This window comes from Pseudomonas sp. KH_040, assembly GCF_057839305.1.
In genome coordinates this window covers 612,678-637,707 of sequence record NZ_CM174487.1, presented here as the reverse complement: position 1 = coordinate 637,707, position 25,030 = coordinate 612,678, and the positions used below count along the sequence as shown (strand labels likewise).

14 protein-coding genes are annotated in these 25,030 nt (G+C 59.6%); 3 read left to right on the top strand and 11 right to left on the bottom strand.

The features are described from left to right. The first annotated feature begins 49 nt into the window (after positions 1–49). Positions 50–247: a hypothetical protein gene (locus AC3IUF_RS02755; RefSeq protein ID WP_095113509.1), complete on the top strand. Its 198-nt coding sequence runs from the start codon at positions 50–52 to the stop codon at positions 245–247. A gap of 212 nt (positions 248–459) precedes the next feature. Here AC3IUF_RS02755 and AC3IUF_RS02750 read toward each other — a convergent pair whose 3' ends face one another. From AC3IUF_RS02750 to AC3IUF_RS02735, 4 genes are all read right to left on the bottom strand, one after another. After that, positions 460–1,350, bottom strand: coding sequence for a transglutaminase family protein (locus tag AC3IUF_RS02750; protein WP_123376906.1), 891 nt, complete (start codon positions 1,348–1,350; stop codon positions 460–462). Then, positions 1,350–3,836: a circularly permuted type 2 ATP-grasp protein gene (locus AC3IUF_RS02745; RefSeq protein ID WP_007915860.1), complete on the bottom strand. Its 2,487-nt coding sequence runs from the start codon at positions 3,834–3,836 to the stop codon at positions 1,350–1,352. The genes AC3IUF_RS02750 and AC3IUF_RS02745 overlap by 1 nt, the downstream gene beginning before the upstream one ends. Positions 3,837–3,924: 88 nt before the next feature. Beyond that, positions 3,925–7,200, bottom strand: coding sequence for a transglutaminase family protein (locus AC3IUF_RS02740; RefSeq protein ID WP_095113506.1), 3,276 nt, complete (start codon positions 7,198–7,200; stop codon positions 3,925–3,927). Positions 7,201–7,623: 423 nt separating this feature from the next. Further along, a complete protein-coding gene (locus AC3IUF_RS02735; protein ID WP_007915855.1) occupies positions 7,624–9,936 on the bottom strand; it encodes a YgiQ family radical SAM protein in 2,313 nt (770 codons plus the stop codon). Between the two features lie 208 nt (positions 9,937–10,144). Between AC3IUF_RS02735 and AC3IUF_RS02730 the strand changes: the two genes are divergently transcribed. After that, the gene (locus tag AC3IUF_RS02730; protein WP_489280300.1) at positions 10,145–12,766 is read left to right on the top strand and encodes a hypothetical protein; all 2,622 of its coding nucleotides are present in this window, start codon (positions 10,145–10,147) and stop codon (positions 12,764–12,766) included. A 372-nt stretch (positions 12,767–13,138) separates the two neighbouring features. Beyond that, entirely contained in the window at positions 13,139–17,533 is a 4,395-nt protein-coding gene (locus tag AC3IUF_RS02725) for an NEL-type E3 ubiquitin ligase domain-containing protein (RefSeq protein WP_489280299.1), read from the top strand. 39 nt (positions 17,534–17,572) lie between these two features. On the opposite strand, the gene dnaB is transcribed toward AC3IUF_RS02725, so the two are convergent. The 7 genes from dnaB to rnr form a co-directional block, all read right to left on the bottom strand. Then, on the bottom strand, positions 17,573–18,970 hold the full coding sequence (gene dnaB, locus AC3IUF_RS02720; protein WP_007915846.1) for a replicative DNA helicase: 1,398 nt from the start codon (positions 18,968–18,970) through the stop codon (positions 17,573–17,575). Positions 18,971–19,090: 120 nt separating this feature from the next. Continuing rightward, positions 19,091–19,537, bottom strand: coding sequence for a 50S ribosomal protein L9 (gene rplI, locus AC3IUF_RS02715; protein ID WP_003186385.1), 447 nt, complete (start codon positions 19,535–19,537; stop codon positions 19,091–19,093). An 18-nt stretch (positions 19,538–19,555) separates the two neighbouring features. Next, a complete protein-coding gene (locus tag AC3IUF_RS02710) occupies positions 19,556–20,449 on the bottom strand; it encodes a hypothetical protein (protein WP_007915845.1) in 894 nt (297 codons plus the stop codon). 36 nt (positions 20,450–20,485) lie between these two features. Then, entirely contained in the window at positions 20,486–20,716 is a 231-nt protein-coding gene (rpsR, locus tag AC3IUF_RS02705) for a 30S ribosomal protein S18 (protein ID WP_002551829.1), read from the bottom strand. A gap of 29 nt (positions 20,717–20,745) precedes the next feature. Continuing rightward, positions 20,746–21,165, bottom strand: a complete 420-nt coding sequence (rpsF, locus tag AC3IUF_RS02700; protein WP_007915844.1) for a 30S ribosomal protein S6 — start codon at positions 21,163–21,165, stop codon at positions 20,746–20,748. Positions 21,166–21,471: 306 nt separating this feature from the next. Then, complete coding sequence (gene rlmB / locus AC3IUF_RS02695; RefSeq protein ID WP_007915843.1) at positions 21,472–22,239, bottom strand: 23S rRNA (guanosine(2251)-2'-O)-methyltransferase RlmB; 768 nt, start codon at positions 22,237–22,239, stop codon at positions 21,472–21,474. Beyond that, entirely contained in the window at positions 22,236–24,866 is a 2,631-nt protein-coding gene (gene rnr / locus AC3IUF_RS02690) for a ribonuclease R (RefSeq protein WP_095120626.1), read from the bottom strand. Before rnr ends, rlmB begins: the two co-directional genes overlap by 4 nt. Positions 24,867–25,030: the final 164 nt, after the last annotated feature.

Here is a 25,030-nt window from a genome sequence, read left to right as displayed (position 1 = left end):
GGCAGAATATGCGCCGCTCAACCTCACCTTCGACCCAAGAGGATCGCCCATGGCCAAACCCAATTACTCCTTCGCCAAACGTCAACGAGACCTGGCAAAGGAACAGAAGAAAGAGGAAAAGCTTCAGCGCAAGAAACAAACCGCTGAAGAAGCAGCACTGAACCCTGACGGTGAAGTGGCGACGCAAGATGATGTTGATGCAACCGATGCGACTGAAACACCGAAAGATCAGGCGCCCGACGCCTGAACCCCACCGGGTTTGATGATCGAATCAGGCCCTGCGGATTTGTGACGGGGCTGGCAGTTTCACTGCTGGCCCTCACAGCCCTCCCCCTTCCCAAGCACACCCAAATTCCCATGTGAGAGCGAGCCTGCTCGCGATAGCGGTGTGTCAGTTGAAATATTTGCTGCTGACACACCGCTATCGCGAGCAGGCTCACTCCTACAGTTTGATCGGCGTTAATCCAGAGGCATTACGGTGACGCGCACTTCCGGGTCGTGATTGCCGCCACCGAGGATCACCCCACGCAACGGCGACACATCAGAGAAATCCCGCCCCCACGCCAATGTGATGTGCTCCAGCGCCGGTTGCACATTGTTGGTTGGATCAAAATCCACCCAGCCCAGCACCGGACAAAATACCGACACCCACGCATGCGATGCGTCGGCGCCGATCAAGCGTGGCTGCCCCGGCGGCGGCTGCGTCAGCAAATAACCACTGATGTAGCGCGCCGCCAGCCCTCGCGAGCGCACGCACGCCAGCATCAAGTGCGCGAAGTCCTGACACACCCCGCGTCGCCGCTCCAGCACTTCCACCAGCGGGGTCGCCACTTGGGTTGCTTCGGCATCGAAGGTGAACTCGCTGAAGATCTTCTGCATCAAGTCCTGCACGCCCAACAGCAACGGTCGGCCCGGCGGGAAACAACTCTGAGAGAACTCGACGAAGCTGCGCTTCAAATGCACGTACGGTGACTGGAAGCGGTAGCGACAGGCTTCGAGCAACTCAGCGGACAACGGCTGGCTGCTGTAGGTCAGCGCATCGCGGGTCAGCTCCCAGGCGGGCGACTGATTGAAATCCAGCGCAGGCCGCGCCAGCACTTCCACCGTGAGTTGTGCATTGACCTGCAATTCGTCATGCGGGCGTTCGAAGGCCAGTCGGGTCAACGGATTGCCAAACACATCCAGCTCATCGCGCCGCGCTGTCGGATCCGGGCTGATCAGCAATTGCTGATCGGTACAACGCTGCCAATCGCATTTCCGCGGCCACAAGTGCGCCAGTTGCTGCGCCAGGGAAACCGGGCTGTCGTAGTGATAACAGGTGTCGTGGAAAATCTGGTATCGAGCATTCATCAGACGGACACCGTGCGTTGGCTAACGTCATCGACATGAGCGAAATGACGCAGAGCCAAGCGATCCGAGACCTGCCCACTGGCCTCGGCAATCTCTTGCAGCAGATCCGCCAGACCGCTCAAAGCCGCTCGTACGCTGGACTCACCGAACAATGGATTCTCCAGACAACCCAGATCGAACCGTGCCAGACGCTCGACCAGTCGCGGCAACCCCGCTTCCCGTGGCGCGCCAAAATCATCGTTCAAACGTTTCAACGTGCGCGTGACCAGTTTCAACTGGAACAACACCGCGTGCGGGTTCTGCTCGTCCAGCAGCAATAGGTCGAGCACCGGAATCAATTGCGCCACGGCCAGATAACGTGAGCGATAGGTGATGCTGCTGTTGCCCAACTCCAGCAACCACTCCAGGCCCGCCTGATCGAAAGCACCGGCGCCACGCAGAAACGCCGCGAGGCTACTGCTGAGAAACTGCAGTCGCTCGATACGCCGGCCAATCATCAGAAAGCGCCAGCCTTCGTCGCGGGTCATGTCGTCGAGGGCAAACCCGGACAACGCCGCCAGCGACATCACCAGCCGGTTGAGGAAATCCAGCAGTTCGCCGAAGTCAGGCTCGTCGGTGTCCAGTTCCATCGCTTCGCGCTGCAACTCCACCAGCGCCTGCCAGTTCTCCCGCGAAAGCTTGCCGCGCACCTGTGACGCCGCCCACTGCAAGCGTTGCAGGTTGGAACGCAGGCTGAACGACCAGTCTTCACCGAGCAATGCAGCGAGCAAGCGCTCGGGCAGCTCTCCTTCATCCGGCAACAACGTCAACCGCTCACCGAGATCGACCGCCGCCTGCAACGCTTGCGGGTCATCACCATCGACATACCGCGCAAGCATGATGCGCAGCAGCCGCGCACTGTCGTCACAGCGTTCGCAGTAACGGCCGAACCAGAACAGGTTTTCCACCACTCGCGAGGGTAGATATGGATCGCGCCGCACCAGATCGTGCACCCCTACATTACGCTGGCTCTTCCATTGCTCGCCGCTGGGTGGACGATCGCCAATTACCCAAGTGTCCTTGCTCGCCCCGCCGCGCTGCATCGATACCACTTCGGCATCAGCCTCGGCGGCCACCCGGGTCAGACCACCGGGGAGCACACGATAACCATCACCACCCGCCACGGCGTACATGCGCATGCCGATCGCCCGCGGTTGCAGTTGACCGTTTTCGGCCTGCCAGATCGGCGCCTGGGACAGTTGAGCCAATTCTTGCGCCACATAAGCATAAGGGCGCGCCTGCATGCGCTCGGCAAGCGTGTGACGCTGCTTTTCACTCAGATCACGGCCAAATACAGGCGTGAAGCTTTGCGAGGGAAACGCCGGTTTGATCAACAGCTCAGGTAGTTTTTCCAAGGCCTGCGCCAGTACCGGTGGCTCGCCGCACCACCACGTCGCGATTGACGGCAAGATCAGCTCTTCGCCGAACAGGTATTGATTGATCTTCGGCAGAAAACCCAGCAACCCCGGCGATTCCAGAACGCCGCTGCCCAACGCGTTGGCCACCAACACGCGGCCCTGACGCACCGCTTCGAGCAGACCGGGCACGCCGAGCGCCGAATCCGTACGCAGCTCAAGCGGATCGCAGAAATCATCATCGAGCCGGCGCATGATCGCGTGCACCCGACGCAGTCCGCTGAGGGTTTTCAGATAGACCGTGGCATCGCGCACCGTCAGGTCACCGCCCTCGACCAGCGGGTAACCGAGCTGACGAGCCAGATACAAGTGTTCGAAATAGCTTTCGTTGAAGCGCCCAGGCGTGAGCAGCACCACCAGCGGCGCCTCATCGTCACTCGGTGCCTGCCGTGCAAGGGTTTCCTGCAATGTGCGGAAAAACCCGGCCAGATGCTGCACCTTCAGATCCCGGTACAACTCAGGAAAGGCGCGGGACACGATGGTGCGGTTTTCCAAAGCATAACCGGCGCCCGACGGTGCTTGTGTGCGATCCGCCGTGACCCACCAGCGCCCATCCGGCGTGCGCGCCAGATCCACGGCATACAGATGCAGGTACGCGTCTTCCGGCGGTGCAATGCCCTGACAAGGCCATAGGAAATTGTTGTGTCCAAACACCAGTTCAGCCGGCAACAGGCCTTCGCTGATCAATCGTTGCGGCCCGTACAAATCAGCCAACACCGAATTGAGCAGACGTGCACGTTGAGCGATGCCCGCCGACAAATGCTGCCATTCATCTGCGGCAATCACGTGGGGCAACAGATCCAGCTCCCACGGCCGATCCGCGCCTTTGGGATCGGCATAGACGTTATAGGTGACACCGTTTTCCTGAATCTGCCGCGCCAGCAAAGACTGTCGCTGCATCAGTTGCGCCGGGGTGCTGCGCTGCAACTGATCGAACAGCCGCCGCCAGTGCGGGCGCACCGCGCCACTGCCGTCGAGCAGTTCGTGATAAGTGCCCGCCGTCAGCGGGTAGCGGTCTAGCAGGTCAGGCATGGAAAGCTCGGCAGACAGCAAAGAACGGTCAGACTAACGCAGGCACATGACATGCGGATATACGAAAAATCCGCATGTCGCGTGCGATCTAGAAACGTCGCAAATCGATTGTCATCGGTAGCTCGTCACTGATTTCCACGTTGGGTATAGGAAGTTTCCCCGGCGTGTGTCCGACGCGGAAGAATCGCGCCATGCGCCGGCTCTCCGCTTCGTTGGCATTGACCGGCAACGTCTCGTAATTACGCCCGCCCGGATGGGCAACGTGGTACTGGCAACCGCCCAGCGAACGGCCCATCCAGGTGTCGAGCAAATCGAACACCAGCGGTGCGTGCACGGGAATCGTCGGTTGCAGACAGTTGGCCGGTTGCCACGCACGGTAACGCACACCCGCGACGAACTCGCCCACGCGCCCGGTCGGGTGCAACGGCACCGCGATGCCATTACAGGTCAGCAAATAACGCTGCGGCGGCAGCCCTTTGAGCTTGACCTGCAGACGTTCCAGAGATGAGTCGACGTAACGCACCGTGCCGCCTGCCGCGCCCTCCTCGCCCAGCACATGCCAAGGCTCCAGCGCCTGACGCAGCTCCAGTTCGATGCCGTTGACGGCATAATCGCCGACCTTGGGAAAACGAAACTCCAGATGCGCGGCAAACCATTCCGCGCGCAGCGGATAACCGGCGTTGTTCAGCTCCACGATGACGTCGGCGAAGTCCTGCTCGATAAAGTGCGGCAGCAAGAAACGATCGTGCAGCTCGGTGCCCCAACGCGCCAGTTTCGGCGGCGCATAAGGCTCACGCCAGAAACGTGCGACCAGCGCCCGCAGCAACAGCTGCTGGGCCAGGCTCATGCGCGCATGGGGCGGCATTTCAAAGGCGCGCAGTTCCAACAAGCCAAGACGTCCGGTGGCGCCATCCGGCGAATACAGTTTGTCGATACAGAACTCGGCACGGTGCGTGTTGCCGGTGACGTCGATCAGCAGGTTGCGCAGCAGACGATCCACCAGCCACGGCGCGCACTCCTCACCCGGCTCGGGCATCTGCGCGAAAGCGATTTCCAGTTCGTACAGTGCATCATTGCGCGCCTCGTCGACACGCGGCGCCTGCGACGTCGGGCCGATGAACAATCCGGAAAACAGATACGACAGCGACGGATGGTTTTGCCAGTAGCTGATCAGGCTGCGCAGCAGATCCGGGCGACGCAGAAACGGTGAGTCCGCCGGCGTCGCACCACCGAGCACAAAATGGTTACCGCCGCCGGTGCCAGTGTGGCGACCATCGATCATGAATTTCTCGGTGGTCAGTCGGGTTTGCCGTGCCTCTTCATAGAGAAACTCAGTGCGTTCGACCAATTCGTCCCAGGTCGCCGACGGCTGCACATTCACCTCGATCACACCGGGATCCGGGGTGATGCGGAAGTTGCTCAGGCGCGGATCGCTTGGCGGCTCGTAGCCTTCCAGCAACACCGGGCAATGCAGTTCTTCAGCCGTCGCTTCGATGGCGGCCACCAGTTCCAGGTAATCCTCGACCCGTTCCAGCGGCGGCATGAACAGGTACAAACGTCCCTCGCGCGCTTCGGCGCAGAACGCGGTGCGGGTCAGCCAGTCGGCGGACTCGTCGATTTTCGGCGCGCGTTCGTCAGGCGCCGCCGCTTCTCCCGGACTGTTGAGCTGCGCGGTGTCTGGCAACGCGGCGAAGTCCTGATTCGGATCCTGTGGATGAATAAACGGATACTCGGCCGCCTTCACCCACGGCTGCGAACCCAGCGGCAAGCGATAACCCAGCGGCGAATCGCCCGGCACCAAACGGCAATGTTCGTCGCGCAGATACCAGCGCCCGCTCTGCCATTGGTCGCCCTTGGCAGTGCGCGCCAGCGGCAGCACCTGGCCGATCACCTTGTTCAGGCCCTGACTGAAGACCTTGCGCAGTCGCGCGCGCTCCAGCGGTTCCTCAAGACGTGAATCTTCGGCGCTGACATTGCTCGGCAACGTGCCCTCGCGCCAGAGGTAATAGAAATTGTCCTCGTAGGCCGGGAAGACAAAGCGTGTAGGCAATTTCAGGCGTTCGGCAACGCTGGCGAGAAAGCGCCCAGCCAATTCGCCATTGGCGCCGTAATCCTGCTGTTCGTCGGCGATCAGCGCACCGTTGCGCCAGATCGGCACGCCGTCGCGGCGCCAATAGCAATTGAGCGACCAGCGCGGCAGTTGCTCGCCCGGGTACCACTTGCCCTGACCGAAATGCACCAGACCATTCGGCGCGTAGTGTTTGCGCATGCGCTGGAACAGTTCGGCGGAGAGCTGACGCTTGGCCGGCCCCAACGCGGCGGTGTTCCACTCGGCACCGTCCGGATCGTCAATGGAGACGAAAGTCGGCTCGCCGCCCATGGTCAGGCGCACGTCATCCGCCAGCAGGTCAGCATCGATCTGCCGGCCCAGCGCCTGAATTGCCAGCCACTGCTCATCGGTGTAGGGCTTGGTGACGCGCGGCGCCTCCCAGATCCGTTCCACCGACATCTCATGGCTGAACACACATTCGCACGGCTCGACCAAGCCACTGATCGGTGCCGCCGAGGACGGATCGGGACTGCAGGCCAACGGGATATGCCCTTCACCAGCAAACAGCCCGGACGTGGCATCCAGGCCGATCCAGCCGGCACCCGGCAAATACACCTCGCACCAGGCGTGCAGATCGGTGAAGTCGACGTCCGTACCGGACGGGCCGTCGAGGCTCTTCACATCGGCGGTCAGTTGAATCAGGTAGCCGGAGACAAAACGTGCCGCCAACCCGAGGTTGCGCAACAACTGCACCAGCAACCACGCCGAATCCCGGCAAGAGCCAGAGGCATGTTCGAGAGTGTGTTCCGGGGTTTGCACGCCCGGTTCCATGCGAATCAGATAGCCGATGTCTTCGCTCAGGCGCTGGTTGAGCGCCACCAGAAAATCCACCGCCGGCAACGGCGTGCGGTCGATTCCGTCCAGATAGGCCTTGAATTTCGGCGTCAGCGGCAAGGTTTCGAGGTACGGCGCCAGCTCCTTACGCTCATCGGCGGCGTAGGCGAAGGGGATTTTCTCGGCGTAGGGTTCGAGGAAGAAGTCGAACGGATTGAACACGGCCATTTCGGCGAGCAGATCGACTTCAATACGCAACTCATTGGTCTTCTCGGGGAACACCAATCGGGCGAGGTAGTTGCCCTGCGGATCCTGCTGCCAGTTGATGAAATGCTGCTCGGGCGAAACTTTCAGCGCATACGACAGAATCCGCGTGCGGCTGTGGGCGGCCGGGCGCAGGCGAACGATCTGCGGGCCGAGTTCGACAGCGCGGTCGTAGCGGTAATGCGTGACGTGATGCAATGCGACATGAATCGACACGGCGTGCCTCCTGCGAGCCTAAGCGTATTCGAAAGCGCGCAAGACTTATGCCATGCAGAGGCTTGGGCGCTTTCCCGGAATGCTTAGGGCAGTACAGCACCAAAATCGGGCGATGCGGGGAAATGGTTTGGGCTGATTGCACGTAAATGTTGCGAAGAGCCCCTCACCCTAGCCCTCCCGAAACGTCGGACCGCCCATAGGGAGAGGGGACTGACCGAGGTGGATGTAAGAGGTACGCAGACGTGAAAGTCTTGAGTCAAACTCGGATTTTGAAAAGCATGGAGATCTGCTCCCTTCCCCCTCGCCCCCTTGGGGGAGAGGGCTGGGGTGAGGGGGATGGATCTCCCGGACAACGCAATATCCAGCCCCAGAAATGCACAACGCCAACCCGAAGGTTGGCGTTCTGTTCAGCTCAAGCGATGTTTAGCGCGGTACGACCGGCTTGCGGGTCGGTTTCGGCCCCTTGCCTTTCGCGGCGTCTTTACGCTCTTTCGCAGCCTGCTGGTTGCGGGCAAACGCCGCCGCCTTGGCCTGTTCCCGCTTGTCCCAAGGATTACCGCCATCACTGGCACGCGGCGGCAGGCCGGTGTGCTGAGTGAGGATCTTGGTGGTCTTCTCTTTGCCTTCCTTCGCCACTTTATGGCTGCCGGCCGGCGTCGAGTTCTTGCGACGGGCGCTCTGGTAGCTGTCAGTCGCCGGCTGATGAGTCGGGATCAACTGATCCTTGCCCGAACCGATCAAGTCGCCACGGCCCATGCGGATCAGCGCTTCACGCAGCATCGGCCAGCCTTTCGGGTCGTGATAACGCAAGAACGCCTTGTGCAGACGACGCTGCTCTTCGCTCTTGACGATGGTCACGCCGTCGCTCTTGTAAGTGACCTTGCGCAGCGGGTTCTTGCCCGAGTGGTACATCGCGGTGGCGGTGGCCATCGGCGACGGGTAGAACGCTTGCACCTGGTCAGCGCGGAAGCCATTGCCCTTGAGCCACAGGGCCAGGTTCATCATGTCTTCGTCGGTGGTGCCCGGGTGGGCGGCGATGAAGTACGGAATCAGGTACTGCTCTTTGCCCGCTTCCTTGGTGTACTTCTCGAACATGCGCTTGAACTTGTCATAGCTGCCAATGCCCGGTTTCATCATCTGGTTGAGCGGACCTTCCTCGGTGTGTTCCGGGGCGATCTTCAGGTAACCACCAACGTGGTGGGTCACCAGCTCTTTGACGTACTCCGGCGACTCGACCGCGAGGTCGTAGCGCAGGCCGGAAGCGATCAGAATCTTCTTCACACCCGGCAAAGCACGAGCACTGCGGTACAGCTGAATCAACGACGAGTGGTCGGTGTTCAAGTTCGGGCAGATGCCCGGGAACACGCAGGACGGCTTGCGGCACGCGGATTCGATTTCCGGCGTTTTGCAGGCGATGCGGTACATGTTCGCGGTCGGGCCGCCGAGGTCGGAAATGACGCCGGTGAAGCCTGGAACCTTGTCGCGGATCTCTTCGATTTCGCGAATGATCGACTCTTCGGAACGGTTCTGGATGATCCGGCCTTCGTGCTCGGTGATCGAGCAGAAGGTGCAGCCACCGAAGCAGCCACGCATGATATTCACCGAGAAACGGATCATGTCGTAGGCCGGGATCTTCTCCTTGCCATACGCCGGGTGCGGAACGCGCGCGTAGGGCATGCCGAACACGTAGTCCATTTCTTCAGTGGTCATCGGAATCGGCGGCGGGTTGAACCAGACGTCGACTTCGCCATGCTTCTGCACCAGCGCGCGGGCGTTGCCCGGGTTGGTTTCGAGGTGCAGCACGCGGTTGGCGTGGGCATACAGAACGGCGTCGCCACGGACCTTTTCAACCGATGGCAGACGAATCACGGTCTTGTCACGGGTCATGCGCGGGCTGGCCAGAATCTGTACGACCTTGGCTTCCTGCGGATCTTCAACCGGACCTTTTTCCTGCTCGATGGCGCAGGCCTGGGTGTCCTGGGTATTCACGTACGGGTTGATGATCTTGTCGACCTTGCCCGGACGGTCGATACGCGTCGAGTCGACTTCATACCAGTCTTTCGGCGTATCGCGACGAATGAACGCGGTGCCGCGCACGTCGGTGATGTCTTCGATCTTGTGCCCGTAGGACAGACGCTGAGCGACTTCGACAATTGCGCGTTCGGCGTTGCCGTACAGCAGAATGTCGGCGCTGGCGTCGATCAGGATCGAGTTACGCACGCGATCCTGCCAGTAGTCGTAGTGGGCGATGCGGCGCAGCGAGGCTTCGATGCCGCCGAGGACGATCGGCACATGCTTGTAGGCTTCCTTGCAGCGCTGGCTATAAACCAGGCTCGCGCGGTCCGGACGTTTGCCGGCCATGCCGCCAGGCGTGTAAGCGTCGTCGGAACGGATTTTCTTGTCCGCGGTGTAGCGGTTGATCATCGAGTCCATGTTGCCCGCCGCAACGCCGAAGAACAGGTTCGGCTCGCCGAGCTTCATGAAGTCGTCTTTGGACTGCCAGTTCGGCTGCGCAATGATCCCGACGCGAAAGCCCTGAGACTCCAGCAGCCGGCCAATGATCGCCATGCCGAACGACGGGTGATCGACGTAGGCATCACCGGTAACAATGATGATGTCGCACGAATCCCAGCCAAGCTGATCCATCTCCTCCCTGCTCATCGGCAGGAATGGCGCTGGCCCGAAACATTCGGCCCAATATTTTGGATAGTCAAATAACGGCTTGGCTGCTTGCATGTCGACGACCGGTGTTGAAGTGAAAATTCGCGGGCGCGGAATATAGCACAAAAAATAACCAATTCCGACGGCAATGGTCGGTTTCTCTTACAACCGGCGTCGAGCCTGCCCGATAACCCGTAACCGGCAAAAAATCATCGTTCAAACTTAACATTCATCAGTCCGGTGCCTGCGCCAACTGATATGGCAACCCTTCAAGGATGAAGCAATGTCACCCAAACAGCCCGCCAAGGGCAGCATTAAAGTCAACACACCAACCAGCCCGGATGCGCCGCAGCAAGGCAATACCGGGCGAGCGCCACGGACGGGGCCTGAACCGTCCCTGTCTGTCCACCCTGCAACGCGGCCGGGTGGCACTCACGGCGCTCACGGCACTGACAGCCCTGAGGTAACAAGACCACCGCCCGTCGTCATCACGCACACGACAACCGCCTCGGTGAAAACAGGCGCAACGGGACCAAAATCGCTGGAGAGTTACCGTATCCTCGCACCTGACCGTTTGCCCCGGGCCAATACCGAGGGCTTGAGGATGTACAAGGGCCGCGAATACGTCGATGTCGCGCACGACAGCATCGTGATGGTCGGGGTCGATCCGCAGACCGGCCTCTACCGCGCCCAACTCGCGGCCGAGCGCGTGGCCTCTGGTCCGCTACTGCTGCGCGACAGCGACAGCGGTCTGTGGCATTCGCTCGAGGACGGTGACGCCGTTACCTTGATCGACACTCACCTGCAGACGTTGCACACCAATCTCGATCTCACACGTGCCAAGGCCGACAGCGACGGGTTGTTGCGCCACGAGGGTCGGCTGTACCTGCCCCTGCACAATCAGGTTTATCAGGTCATGCACGATGTGAGTGCATCCACGGCGACACACAAAGCGTGGCGCATCGTCAATCCGAAAGACCCCGTGGCAATCGACAGCGCAAATATCTTCCGGGCCAGCCGCAGCGGCGAAACGCGGTCGGTCAGGCGTGATGAGGGCAATCGCTGGGTCTATCATTTGCCAGATCTGAAGGGAGGTATTCAGGACGCGGAGATTGTCCGCCTGAGTAAAGACACGTTGATGCAGATGTATGAGCCTTTTCACAAGGCCCACACGGAGTTGACGAACTCGTCGGACCGGCATAACACCCTCTGGGCGCAAACCCAGAAACTGGCGGAAGGCAGCGCAGAGCGAATCGCAAAACTGCTGAGTCTCGAAGTGCATTTGCTCAAGCATGTGCAGAAACAGGCGGATTTCGTGGAGTCGCTGGTGCTCAACAGAAAATGGCTGGTCCTTGCGAAAGCCAGCGGGCTGTTCAAGCAGGAACTGCACACCTTCCGCATAGAGCGCGCCGAGTTCCTGAACCGCCTCATGGCAGCCATGGATCTGCGGGTGAAGCCAACGATCTCCAGTCTCGATGCCGACAGTTGCAAGCGAATCATCCCTCACCTGAACAAGAAGCTGAGGTTTATCGAAGAACGTGAAGTGGTGCTGGCAGAAATCAGAAAAGCCGACCCCGGAGCGGCGCCGATACTCGAAGAAATCAGGCAGCAAGTTCCGTCGGCCGAGCGCATCAACTTCAACAAGCTGACCCTCTATATACACCTGTTTGCGGGCACACCCGAGCATTCGCCCAATACCACCATGCCCTCGCTTTCAGCCGTCGACCTGGTCACCGCAGACCTGAAAAACATTCCGCAACATGAGCATCCGATGGCACTGCTTTTGAGCCTTGATCAGATCAGGGCGGACAAGTCCCGATTTGAAATGCAACTGGCCGCCAACGCTGACACCGATGCTTTGAGGGCCGGGTATCTGAGGGAAATCCTCGATCTGATTGATCCATTCGAGAAGCGAATCGAAAACCGGCTGAGCGACATTCTGGAGTCGATCGGGCGCGATCGCGAGCTGCCCAACATCGACCACGATATCGATTTCGATTTCCTTCCAGCACTGCCTGACCCTTCCGAAAGCCCCCGCCCGTCAGCCCCCAGAAAGATTTTCCGGGTCCGCCAGCACGGCACGTACCGGGTTCTGGTCGGCGAAACGGAAACGGCGCTGGACGGCAACGTCATCGTCAAGGTGCCGGACCCGTTGCGTCCCGGTTCGCCATCCGCCCGCTACGAAAAAAGACAGGGCGAATGGTTGCCAGTGCGGCCACCCATCGTCAGTACACCCAGACCACAACTGGTCGCCGAGGCAAAACGGTTACTGGTCGACGTTGAACAACACGTCGCCAAGGCCAAGGTGGACGAAGCGAAAAAAACCAATCCGACCGAGATTCTTGAAGGCTTGGGCAAAGAGGCGGAAAGCCTCAACGAGCAGGCAAGGCGCCTGGAAAGCCATGAAGACGCGACCAATGACGCCGAGATCCTCGCCCTGGCTGCGCGATTGCGCAGCGCTGCCGAGTCACTGGATGCGCATGGCCAAAGTGTTCTGGTGCGCATGTACAAGAACAGGGACGTGCTCGACATCATGCGTTTGAACTACCTGATGGATGCCGAAGAAGTCCGCGTGAGCAAAACCGTTGAGCGCAAGCAATCGGGCAAAGGCAGGGACAAGTCGTTTCTCGATGTTTATTCGATCACTGATCGCGCCGACGGCACTCCGTTGTGGGAGGCACATTTCCACTATGACCAGCACAACGCCGCGCCGCTGAGTTTCACTACACGAGGCGGTCACCTCAAAACCCTCGAACAGAGCCGACGCGGCATCGACGCTCAGCGCCGCGATGAACAGGCTGGCTTGCCGCACGTGGCCATCTGGCGCCAGACCTTCGATGGCAAGACCGCGCGCAAAATATTTGCACTGGCCAGCCCGGCTGGCGTGCCTTCCAAGCCTGAGTAAAGAACTCAGGGCCATACGATCAATCAGGCAATGACGCCGCCCCTGCCATCAGCTCCCGCTCAGGCGAGCTGATGCGCAAACCTGCAAGGATAGAAAGACATGCCCGTTAAATCGCCTCCCAGAGGCAACAATTCCGGCAATCCCCCGGTTCGCCAAAACGCTGGGGCAGACGTGGACACCCCGCGCCTCGACTTGCCAGCGCGCGCAGATTTAGAGATCTCGATACCCGGTGGGCAAACGCCACGACCGGGCCGCTTACCAACGCCAGCCGATATCGATGCGATCGAGCCGGCTCCGCGCATCACGATTCATCGACCCGCGTTGCCGTTTGAAAATCCGCGTGCGCCTAGCCAGTCCCTGGAACATTACTGGGTGCCTGCGGCCACAGGTTTGTCGGATCGCAACGCTGACGGCTTGAGAACGCACAAGGGCCGCCAGTATGCCGATGTACCTGGCGGCATCGTGATGGTCAGCAAAGATGCGCAAACAGGACTGTATCGCGCCAGGCTGCCCAGCGAGTCCAGCCCCTCGGGGCCCGTGCTGCTGCGAGACTCCAGCGCGGGACTCTGGCATGAACTGGAACACTTCGAGCCCATCGGGGTGCCATTATCGAGCACCCGCCTGGAAGCTTTCCGTACGCCACTGGATTTCAGTGACGTTCAAAGGGGCAGCGATGGCCTCCACCGGCTCAACGGCAAGCTCTATGCGGTGATCGACAAGCACAGTTATCAGGTTCTGCACGACACCGATGCCTCTACCCCGTCGACACCGGTGATGCGCATCGTCCGCGCGCAAGATCCGGTTGCCGGCGACAGCACCAACACTTACATCGCCACACGTCCCGGGCGCTCGGAGCCGATCATTTTCGATGCTCGCGACGGCTGGCTGGGGACGCCGGTCGGCGGTATCGGCGGCATGTTCCGCAGCGAGCCAGGCAGCCCCGCGCAGCCCGGCTTGCTGCAACGGTTTGCCACCGCGATCAATCATTTGCGCACGCCAGAGTCCCGCGCTCGAAAACTCTTCCCGGCCCTCAACAACGAGGAAATCACCCGGCTTCTGCATTCGCACGGGGATGACGTCCGCGGCTATCTGTCCCAACGCGAGGCCAGTTATAGGGCGCTCAAGGCGGATCTCGCTTCCTGGATCAGGAAGACATCCTCGCAGGCCCCCACCGAAGCTGCACATCCCGCGGTGGAGCGTGCTGTCGAAGAAATAAAACGTTGCTGGAAGCGGCAGACGGGGACGACGCTGAAACTTGATTTGGCAGAGGCAATCCTTGCGCCACTGACGGCTGATTTCAGCCATGTACGAACTCTGGAGCTGAAAGCGGTCGCCTGGTCGGACACCGCCGATACCTTCCTTGGCAGTTTTCCCAACCTCGAGAAACTGTCGGTGACTCACTCCACTCTGGATAAGCTGCCGACCGATATCGCGCCGATGACCGTTCTCAAGGCTCTGGAGCTGAACTCGAACCGAATCCAGCTCAATGAGCAGACAGCAGTAAAACTGGGCGCACTCGAACAGCTTGAACACCTCGACCTGTCGAGCAACCCGCTTGGCAGAATCCCGGACTTTCGCGGCATGTCGCAACTTCGGTCATTGAACCTGAGCAACACTGGACTGGATCACTGGCCCAGCGGTTTACGCGATCAAGTGGCACTGGACGTGGTCGACTTGCGCAATAACCAACTGCGCGAAATTCCACAGGCGAACCTTGCCCCGTCAAGCAATGAACTACTGGCGATCGCCCGTATCAACTCGGTTACCCTGATTGAAGGCAATCCCTTCCCGGCCGGCTACTGGCGAACGCTTGAGGTCTATTGGCGCCGCGTAGTGGCCGACTATCCGGCGATGCGCACCGGCCCCCGCGCCGACGCGTTCAGACTGGATGGCGACATTCCCGAAGTGGCGATGGTGCGGCATATGTATCCAGACAAGGATCCGCAAGCCGCCAGGGAATATCTGCTCGCCCTGGGTGATGGCGCCGAAGAGCAGATCGCACGACGCCTTGCCGGTTTCGCGTTACTGGAAACGCAACTGCAGGCCTACATCGCCGACAGTCAACCCGGCCCGGCCTATGCCAGGGGCCCGGAAAGAGTCAACGCCACCCGCCTGGCAAGGATCATCAGAGGCTGCTGGCTAGGCGAATCGGACGGCGTACTGAAACTGCCACCGCTGTACGGTCCATTACCCCTGCTGACCGTGGATTTCAGCCACATCAAATCCCTCAGTCTCGACTCGGTCATCTGGTCGGACACCGCCAATACGCTTCTGTCCAATTGCCCCAATCTGGAAAGCCTGAGCATCGTTAACTCCGGCATCGATAAACTGCCGCAAAAAATCGCCGAGATGGACAAACTCAACTATCTGGACCTGAGTTCAAACCAGATAAAACTGGATGAGCAAAGCGCTTTGGCACTCGGTGCATTGCACCAGTTGAAACAGATCGATCTGTCCAACAATCAACTGCGGGCAGTGCCCGACTTCAGCACCATGTCCGGGTTGCAAGCCTTGAACCTGAAAAACACAGGCCTCAGTCAGTGGCCTGCCGGGCTGCTCGACAAAACCGCTTTGAACCACCTGGACCTGCGCGACAATCGCTTGAGCGAGGTTCCCCAGGCCAACCTCAACCCGACACCCGAGACGCTGGCTGTCGTCGCGCGGATCAACAACGTCACGCGGCTTGAAGGCAACGACTTCCCCTCTGCGTACTGGCGAAAATTCGACGGCTACTGGCGACGCCTTAAAGAGTCTCACCCCGAGCTGATGGAGCCGGCCCATCCCGCCGTATTCGATAGCGAAGACTCCAGGGCGCAGCGTTATCGAAACCTGTTCCCGAGCAAAACCATCAAGGAGTGCAGAGAGTTCATCTGGAATCATGACAAAGGCACCGTTGCACCACGCTTGCTCGGGCTGGAACAAGAATTCGATCTTTTGAAAACCCAGCTCGACGACTGGGTCTTTTCCGGGGGCGGCAACCGCCTGCGTTACGTGCGTGCCAATCAACTGCAAATCAACGCCACCACCCGCAATGACCGCACCGCAGCGCGGGATCGGATCATCAGTTGCTGGCGCCGCGAAACAGCGCAAAAACATGCATTCGACGGCACGTCGATCGGTCTGGAACTGGACTTGAGCGGCCTGACCTTGCCGACCCTGCCGGATCTGAGCATCGACTTCAGCCATGTTGGTTCACTCAGATTGAGCGGCATGAACCTGACGGAGTCACCGGAAGGCTTCCTCACCCGTTTTCGTCATGTGCGCTGGCTGGACATGTCGAACAATCGCCTCAGGGACTTGCCCCCGGCGGTAGGAGAAATGCACGGGATGACGCGCCTGTTTCTGCAGCACAACCAACTTGAGCTCAATGCAGAAACGGCGCGGATACTGGCCGGACGCACAACACTCAGAGCACTCTGGATCGACAACAATCCCCAGCTCGGTGTGATCCCGGACTTCAGCCTGATCACCGATATGCGCGAGGTCAGCCTGGCGAACACCGGCATCACGCATTGGCCAACCGGACTGTTTGATCAACCCCTGCTGACCCGGATCGATCTGAGCAATAACCAGATCACCACGATTCCCGACTTTGTCACTGCTCCGCCCCCGGAGCGCCTGGCGCATTCGGTCCAAGTGAACAGTGGCACGTTACTGACGAATAATCCGATTACTGATGAGACGCGGATACAAATGGGCGTCTATCGCATGCAACTGGACGAAGCGCAAACCGGGCTTCACAACAGATTCAACCTGTTCACAACGTCATTTCCTTTAGCTCAACGCCCCATTGCAAGGACCGCCGCAGAGCCCACCCTGATCTGGACCAACGGACTACCCACTGATCAAGCGTTCGCCAGAAACACTCAATGGCGCACGTTGCGCGAGCAGCCAGGCTCAGACGGCTTCTTCAACATCCTCGCAAGCCGTGCGCACCATGCCGATTTCCGGCGTCAGGTCTGGGATGTGATCGATGTCATCAGCCAAGACGATCCACAGTCGCGAACCTTGCGTCGAGAACTGTTCGATCGCGCGTGCGAAGCAGGTTGCACTGACCTTGCCGCAGCCACCTTCACCGACCTGCAAGTCCTGGCCATGACTTACAAGGCGCGCGTTCAGGCCAGGCTCGATTTGAATGGCGCCCCCTTGGTGGCGTTGTCCAAAGGATTGTTCCGGCTCAAACAGGTCGACGACATCGCCGCGGCAGAGATCGCTTCAAGCAGGGCAATCATTGACGATCCGGCAACCTCCCGGGAGCTGCGAAACAGCCACCACCTGCGCATACGCGATCCCCATGAAATGACCATGGCCTACCGCTTTGGTCTCAAGGATCGGCTGCAATTGCCGTTTCAGCCACAGGCACTCACGTTTATCGGCATGGCTGGCGTTACCCCGGCAATGCTGGATGCGGCGTATCGCAAAGTCTCGACGCTGAATGGTTCGCCTGAAGAGTTTCAGGCGTTGGTGTCGATGGATTTCTGGCAGGACTTCATCATTCACAAATACCAGGCGCAATTCGATGCGAGTCGCCAGCCGTTTCAGAATCGCCAGGAAATTCTCGACAGCCAGTCATCACAAGGCCTGCTGAGCGAGGCTCAATACAACATGCAAACCGATGATGTGACGGCGCAGTTGGCGATTGTCGAAGCGACATTGATCCAGACGCTGACGCGGCAGGAATTGCAGCCTCGAACAATGATCGAGGCGCCTCCTGCCGACGTCACGCCTGCGCAGGAAACCCCGGGAACGAGTGGTGCAATGCTGTAATCGATACGTCGCAGCAGGCCGATGGACTTCGGCCTGCTGTCACTCGTCGTCGTCGAAGTTGTAACTGCCTGGGGCAAGGTTTTCGAAACGGGTGTACTTGCCGATAAACGCCAGGCGGATAAAACCGATCGGGCCGTTACGCTGCTTGCCGATGATGATTTCGGCGATGCCCTTGTGTTCGGTTTCCGGGTGATACACCTCGTCGCGGTACACGAACATGATCACGTCGGCGTCCTGCTCGATCGCTCCGGATTCGCGCAAGTCGGAGTTTACCGGGCGCTTGTTGGGACGTTGTTCGAGGGAACGGTTGAGCTGCGACAGCGCCACCACCGGGCAGTTGAATTCCTTGGCCAGCGCTTTCAGGGATCGCGAGATCTCGGAAATTTCGTTGGTACGGTTGTCACCGCTGGAACCGGGGATCTGCATCAGTTGCAGGTAGTCGATCATGATCAGGCCGACGTCGCCGTGTTCACGCACCAGACGCCGGGTCCGCGCACGCATTTCCGACGGGCTGATACCGGCAGTGTCATCGATGAACAGTTTGCGATCGTTGAGCAGGTTGACCGCCGAGGTCAGGCGCGGCCAGTCATCGTCTTCGAGTTGACCGGAACGCACTTTGGTCTGGTCGATGCGCCCCAGCGAGGAGAGCATACGCATGATCAGCGATTCGCCTGGCATCTCGAGGGAGTACACCAGAACCGCCTTCTCGCTGCGCAACACGGCGTTTTCCACCAGGTTCATCGCAAAGGTGGTTTTACCCATCGACGGACGGCCGGCGACGATGATCAAGTCGGACGGCTGCAGGCCGCTGGTCTTCTCGTCGAGGTCGGTGTAGCCGGTAGACAGGCCGGTAATGGCGTTGTCGGTATTGAACAAGGTGTCGATCCGGTCGATGGCCTTGGTCAGCAAATCGTTCACACCCACCGGGCCGCCGGTTTTAGGCCGGGCCTCGGCAATCTGGAAGATCTGCCGTTCGGCTTCGTCAAGAATCTCGGCGGCAGTACGACCTTCAGGGTTGAAGGCGCTATCAGCGATCTCGGTACTGATGCCGATCAACTGGCGCAAGGTCGCTCGTTCGCGAACGATCTGCGCATAGGCCTTGATGTTGGCGACGGATGGCGTGTTTTTCGCCAGCTCGCCGAGGTAACCGAGGCCGCCGACTTGCGAGGTCTGACCTTCCTTGTCCAATTGCTCGGACAGGGTCACGACGTCGATCGGCATGTTCTGATCGGCCAATTTGGCGATCGCACGGAAGATCAGACGGTGGTCATGTCGATAGAAATCGCCGTCGGAGACTTGATCGAGCACGCGTTCCCAGGCGTTGTTGTCCAGCATCAGACCACCGAGTACAGCCTGTTCGGCTTCGATGGAATGCGGCGGCACCTTCAGGGCAGCGGTTTGCAGATCGTATTGCTCGGGAGCGGAGATATCGTTCATGGCCACTTGTGTTGTTTGGAAAAACAGGGAATTCAGAAAGACAAAGGGCACGACCTGTATAACAGGATCGTGCCCGATGTTAACCGTCTGACGGACAAGCCGCCAGCCGATCAGTGTTGCTTAAGCTGCTACCACGACAACGCGTACGGTGGCTTCAACTTCGGCGTGCAGGTGCACAGCCACGTCGAATTCACCCACGTTGCGGATGGTGCCGTTCGGCAGACGAACTTCGCTTTTCGCAACTTCAACGCCGGAGGCGGTCAGTGCGTCAGCGATGTCGTGAGTACCGATCGAACCGAACAGCTTGCCTTCGTCGCCAGCGGTGGCAGTGATGGTCACTTCCAGCTCGGCCAGTTGGGCAGCACGGCTTTCAGCCGATGCTTTACGGTCTGCGGCAGCTTTTTCCAGCTCAGCACGACGCTCTTCGAACGCAGCCAGGTTGGCAGCGGTCGCAGCGGTAGCTTTGCCGAAAGGCAGCAGGTAGTTACGGCCGTAACCGGCCTTAACGTTTACTTTGTCGCCCAGGTTGCCCAGGTTGGCGATTTTTTCCAGAAGGATCAGTTGCATGTGAAAATCCTCTAACTTTTAACCTTCACCGTTCGCGCTGTCGGTGTCTTTCGACACGTGACGACCGCGAAAATCAATCAGGCTGTCGACAATGGCCAGGACCACGAGCAACGGATAGATCAGCTGCATGAACAACAGCAGCGTGACGTACAACCCCACCAGCCAGAAACCGGCCAGTCGCTTCTGCCCGACCAGCCCATGAATCAGGGCAAGTCCGGCGAACACCAGCGGTACACTGCACAACGGCGTCAACATGGCCATCTGTGCACCGAGATTCGGGCCCAGAAGCATCAACGCCAGCAGCAACATCGCCGGCCCCAGCGGGATCCGGATGGCGCGAAACTCGCGACCAAAACCACCCGGGTTGTACAACAACGCCTGCCAATGCCGCCCGACAATCAGGCTCAGCACGCTGACGATTTGCAACAGCGCCGCAATCAGTCCGGTCAGGACTGGTGCAATCAGGGACGCGAAACGCGCTTGCTCATCGACCGACAATTGCTTGTAGGTCTCACCGAGAAGCGCCGGCATGACCTTTATCAAGGCCTGCGCGAGCATCTCGATCTGGGCCGCAAACGCGGCCCCGAGCACCACCGAAAACACCACTCCAATCACTACGCTGACCAGCAGCGTGCGAACCCAGGACTCACTTGCGCGCAAAACCAACGCAAGTCCCGAAGACCCCAGCAGCACCAGAAGTGCGCGTGGATCATCGGCATACAGCCACCAGATCAATGCCGGCAGCAGCCCCAGAGACAGAACACCCAGGGCGTCCGTCAGTCCGCGCCGCAGCAGCACAAGGCTCCCGGCGGCAGCGCCCAACCAATACAACAACGGCAATGTTGCACATCCGGCCACCACGAGAGTGGCCTGCATACGGCCTCGCATGATGAACTCAGCTAAGGCACGCATGCATTCAATCCTTTGCTACTTGTCGACTGCCCGGTCTCAGCGGCCGTGGCTGTCGGTGTAGGCCAGCAGGGCCAGGAAGCGGGCGCGCTTGATAGCGGTGGCCAGCTGACGCTGATAACGAGCTTTGGTACCGGTGATGCGGCTTGGAACGATTTTGCCGGTCTCGGATACGTAGGCTTTCAGAGTGTTGAGATCTTTGTAATCGATCTCTTTCACGTCTTCAGCGGTGAAACGGCAGAATTTACGACGACGGAAGAAACGTGCCATTTGATAGGCTCCTTAATAAGGTCCGTGGATTACTCGTCAGCGTTATCGCTGTCGTTCTCTTCGCCTTCAGCGCTTTCAGCGCCTTCGTGCTCAGGACGATCGCGACGCTCACGGCGCTCACTGCGGTTTTCTTCAGCCTTGAGCATCTCGGACTGGCCGGTAACGGCTTCGTCGCGACGGATGACCAGGTTACGGATCACTGCATCGTTGTAGCGGAAGTTGTCTTCCAGCTCGGCCAGGGCCTTGCCAGTGCACTCAACGTTCAGCATCACGTAGTGAGCCTTGTGAACATTGTTGATTGCGTAGGCCAGTTGACGACGGCCCCAATCTTCCAGACGGTGGATTTTGCCGCCGTCTTCTTCGATCAGCTTGGTGTAACGCTCAACCATGCCGCCGACTTGCTCGCTTTGATCCGGGTGGACCAAAAAGATGATTTCGTAATGACGCATGAATGCTCCTTACGGGTTGTAGCCTGCCGCTCAAAAACGGTCAGACAAGGAGTGAATGACACTTATGGACTTGCTGGCGCGGGGCACATGCGTGCCTGCCGTCACAGCAAGGGGCGCAATTGTAGAGAAGGGACAGAAGAGGTGCAAGGCAATTGGTGATTATTTGAACAACCAACGATCTTCGCCTTCCCACAAAACAATGTAGGAGTGAGCCTGCTCGCGATGAGGGGGTAACATTCAACTTTGATGCTGAATGTTGCACCGCTATCGCGAGCAGGCTCACTCCTACAGGGGATTTGCAGCAGATCAGGATTTCTTGGTGGCAGCCTTGGCTTTGGCACCGCGCTGACGCTGCGCTTCGAACAGGCACACGCCAGTTGCCACGGACACGTTCAGACTGCTGACACTACCGGCCATCGGTAGCTTCACCAGATAGTCGCAGTGTTCGCGAGTCAAGCGACGCATGCCTTTGCCTTCGGCGCCCATGATCAGGATGGTCGGGCCGGTCAGGTCCTGGTCATAAATGCTGACCTCAGCCTCACCCGCCGTACCGACAATCCACAGACCGCGTTGCTGGAGCTTTTCCAGAGTGCGCGCGAGGTTGGTCACCGCAACCAGCGGAATCACTTCCGCCGCGCCGCAAGCGACTTTACGCACGACCGGCGTCAAAGTTGCCGATTTGTCTTTCGGCACGATCACCGCCAGCGCGCCGGCCGCATCGGCCGAGCGCAGGCAGGCGCCGAGGTTGTGCGGATCGGTCACGCCGTCGAGCACCAGCAACAGTGGCGCGCCTTCGGTGCGGTCGAGCAGCTCGTCGAGCATCGCTTCACCCCAGACCTGGCTCGGGCTGACTTCCGCGACTACGCCTTGGTGAACACCTTCAACCCAGGCGTCCATTTCGCGGCGCTCGGCCTGACCGACCTGGACACGATTTTCGTTGGCCAGCTCAACCAGGGTCTGCACGCGCGGATCGTTGCGGCTTTCCGCCAACCAGATCTGCTTGACGCGTTTCGGGTGGTGACGCAGCAACGCTTCTACCGCGTGAACGCCGTAGATTTTTTCCAACTGACTCATGACTTCGCCTTCGGTTTACGTGCCCCGCCACTTTTGGCTGGAGCAGAACCCGCTTTTGGCGGGCCTTTACGGTGTTTGCTCGGTTTTGCTGGCTTGCCGCCGGAGGCCTTTTCAGGCGCCGACCGTCCGGTCTTTCCCCCGGACGCCGCTTTACCACCGTTTTTGGCATCGGAAAGCAGAGCTTTCTTCATTTCACGGCTTTTGCGCAGCTCGGCGTTTTTCGCTACGGCGTCGCTTGGGCGATAGGCTTCGGCAGCTTTCTCTTTAGCAGGGCGACGACCAGCGGTTTTCGCTGGCGCTGCTTCGGCTTTTTCCTTCGCGGCCGGTGCGGCAGTTTCAGCACCACGCTTTTTGCGACCGATCGGCGCGCTGATGGTTTTTTCCGCCATCTCGAAGTCGATCTTGCGCTCGTCGAGGTCAACGCGCATGACCCGCACTTCAACGGTATCGCCCAGACGGAAGCTACGACCGGTGCGCTCGCCCGCCAGGCGGTGATGCACAGGATCGAAGTGGTAGTAATCGCCCGGCAGCGCGGTGACGTGCACCAGACCTTCGACATAGATATCGGTCAGCTCGACGAACAGACCAAAACCGGTCACTGCGGTGATCACGCCCGGGAACGATTCGCCCACGCGATCCTTCATGAACTCGCACTTGAGCCAGTTCACGACGTCGCGGGTCGCTTCGTCGGCACGGCGTTCGCTCATCGAGCATTGCTCGCCGAGCTGCTCCAGCGCTGCTTCGTCGTACGGATAGATGCGCGCCTTCGGAATGGTCATCGCACCGGCACGGCGAACGTGCGGGGTGTCCTGTTTCGAATGGATCACGCTGCGGATCGCGCGGTGCGTGAGCAAATCCGGGTAACGACGGATCGGCGAAGTGAAGTGGGTATAGGCTTCGTAATTCAGGCCGAAGTGGCCCTGGTTGTCAGCGCTGTACACCGCCTGGCTCAGCGAACGCAACATCACGGTCTGGATCAGGTGGAAATCCGGACGATCCTTGATGCTTGCCAGCAATGCCTGATAGTCCTTCGGCGATGGACCGTCCTTGCCTTTGTGCAGGGACAAACCGAGCTCGCCAAGGAACGCGCGCAGTTTTTCCAGACGCTCCGGTGGCGGACCATCGTGGACGCGGTACAGCGCAGGGATTTCGTGCTTCTTCAAGAACTCAGCAGTGGCGACGTTAGCCGCCAGCATGCATTCCTCGATCAGCTTGTGCGCATCGTTACGGGTGGTCGGACGAATTTCGGCAATCTTGCGCTCGGTACCGAAGATGATTCGGGTTTCCTGCGTTTCGAAATCGATCGCGCCACGGACGTGACGGGCAGCCAGCAGAACCTTGTACAGCGCATAAAGCTGCTTGAGGTGCGGCAGAACATCGTTGTACTCACCGCGAAGCTGACGCGCCTCGGTGATTTTCGGCGTTTCCAGCATCGCACTGACTTTGTTGTACGTCAGACGAGCATGGGAATGGATCACCGCTTCATAGAAGCAGTAGTCGGTCATTTCGCCGGACTTGGAGATGGTCATCTCGCAAACCATGGCCAGACGATCGACGTGCGGGTTCAGCGAGCACAGACCGTTGGACAGTTGCTCAGGCAGCATTGGCACTACACGCTCGGGGAAGTACACCGAGTTGCCGCGCACTTGTGCTTCGTTGTCCAGCGCCGAGCCGATCTTCACGTAGCTGGAAACGTCGGCAATCGCCACGTACAACTTCCAGCCGCCGGAGAACAGGCGCAGCTTGCCCGGTTTGGCTTCACAATAAACAGCATCGTCGAAGTCGCGGGCATCTTCACCGTCGATGGTGACGAACGGCAGATGGCGCAGGTCGACGCGCTTCTCTTTGTCTTTTTCTTCGACTTCCGGCTTGAGCTTGGCCGCTTCTTTCAGAACGGCTTCAGGCCAGACATGCGGAATGTCGTAGGTGCGCAGGGCGACATCGATTTCCATGCCCGGCGCCATGTAGTTGCCGACCACTTCGACCACGTCACCTTGCGGCTGGAAGCGCGGCGTTGGCCAGTGGGTGATTTTCACCTCAACGAACTGACCGATCTGCGCGTTGGCGTTACGGCCCGGCGTGACCAGCACTTCTTGCTGGATCTTCGGATTGTCTGCGACGACAAAACCGATGCCGCCTTCTTCGAAGTAGCGACCAACGATGGTTTCGTGAGCACGCGACACCACTTCGACGATCACGCCTTCGCGGCGACCGCGACGGTCAAGACCGGAAACACGCGCCAGTGCACGGTCGCCATCGAACACCAGACGCATCTGCGCCGGGCTCATGAACAGATCGTCGCTGCCATCGTCCGGCACCAGGAAGCCGAAACCGTCACGGTGACCGCTGATGCGACCAAGGATCAGGTCAAGCTTGTCGACCGGCGCGTACGTGCCACGACGGGTATAGATCAGTTGAGCGTCGCGCTCCATGGCGCGCAGGCGACGGCGCAGGGCTTCGATCTGGTCTTCTGTGGTCAGACCAAACTCTTCGACCAGTTGCTCGCGGGCAGCAGGCGAACCCCGATCGGCGAGGTGCGCCAGGATCAGTTCGCGGCTAGGAATAGGGTTTTCATATTTTTCCGCTTCACGAGCGGCCTCGGGATCGAGGGACTGCCAATCGGCCATTAGAGAGTTTTCACCTTGTCTATATGCGGGTTAGTTTGGCATAGGCGCCATGAAACGGGAAATTTCCGACTCTATAAGGCCCTTATCAAGGGCTGTAGCGTCACTTGAAAGCCGTTTTGCACACCGCCGGTAAAAAAAATCATATTTTTTGCTGAGAGGGGTTT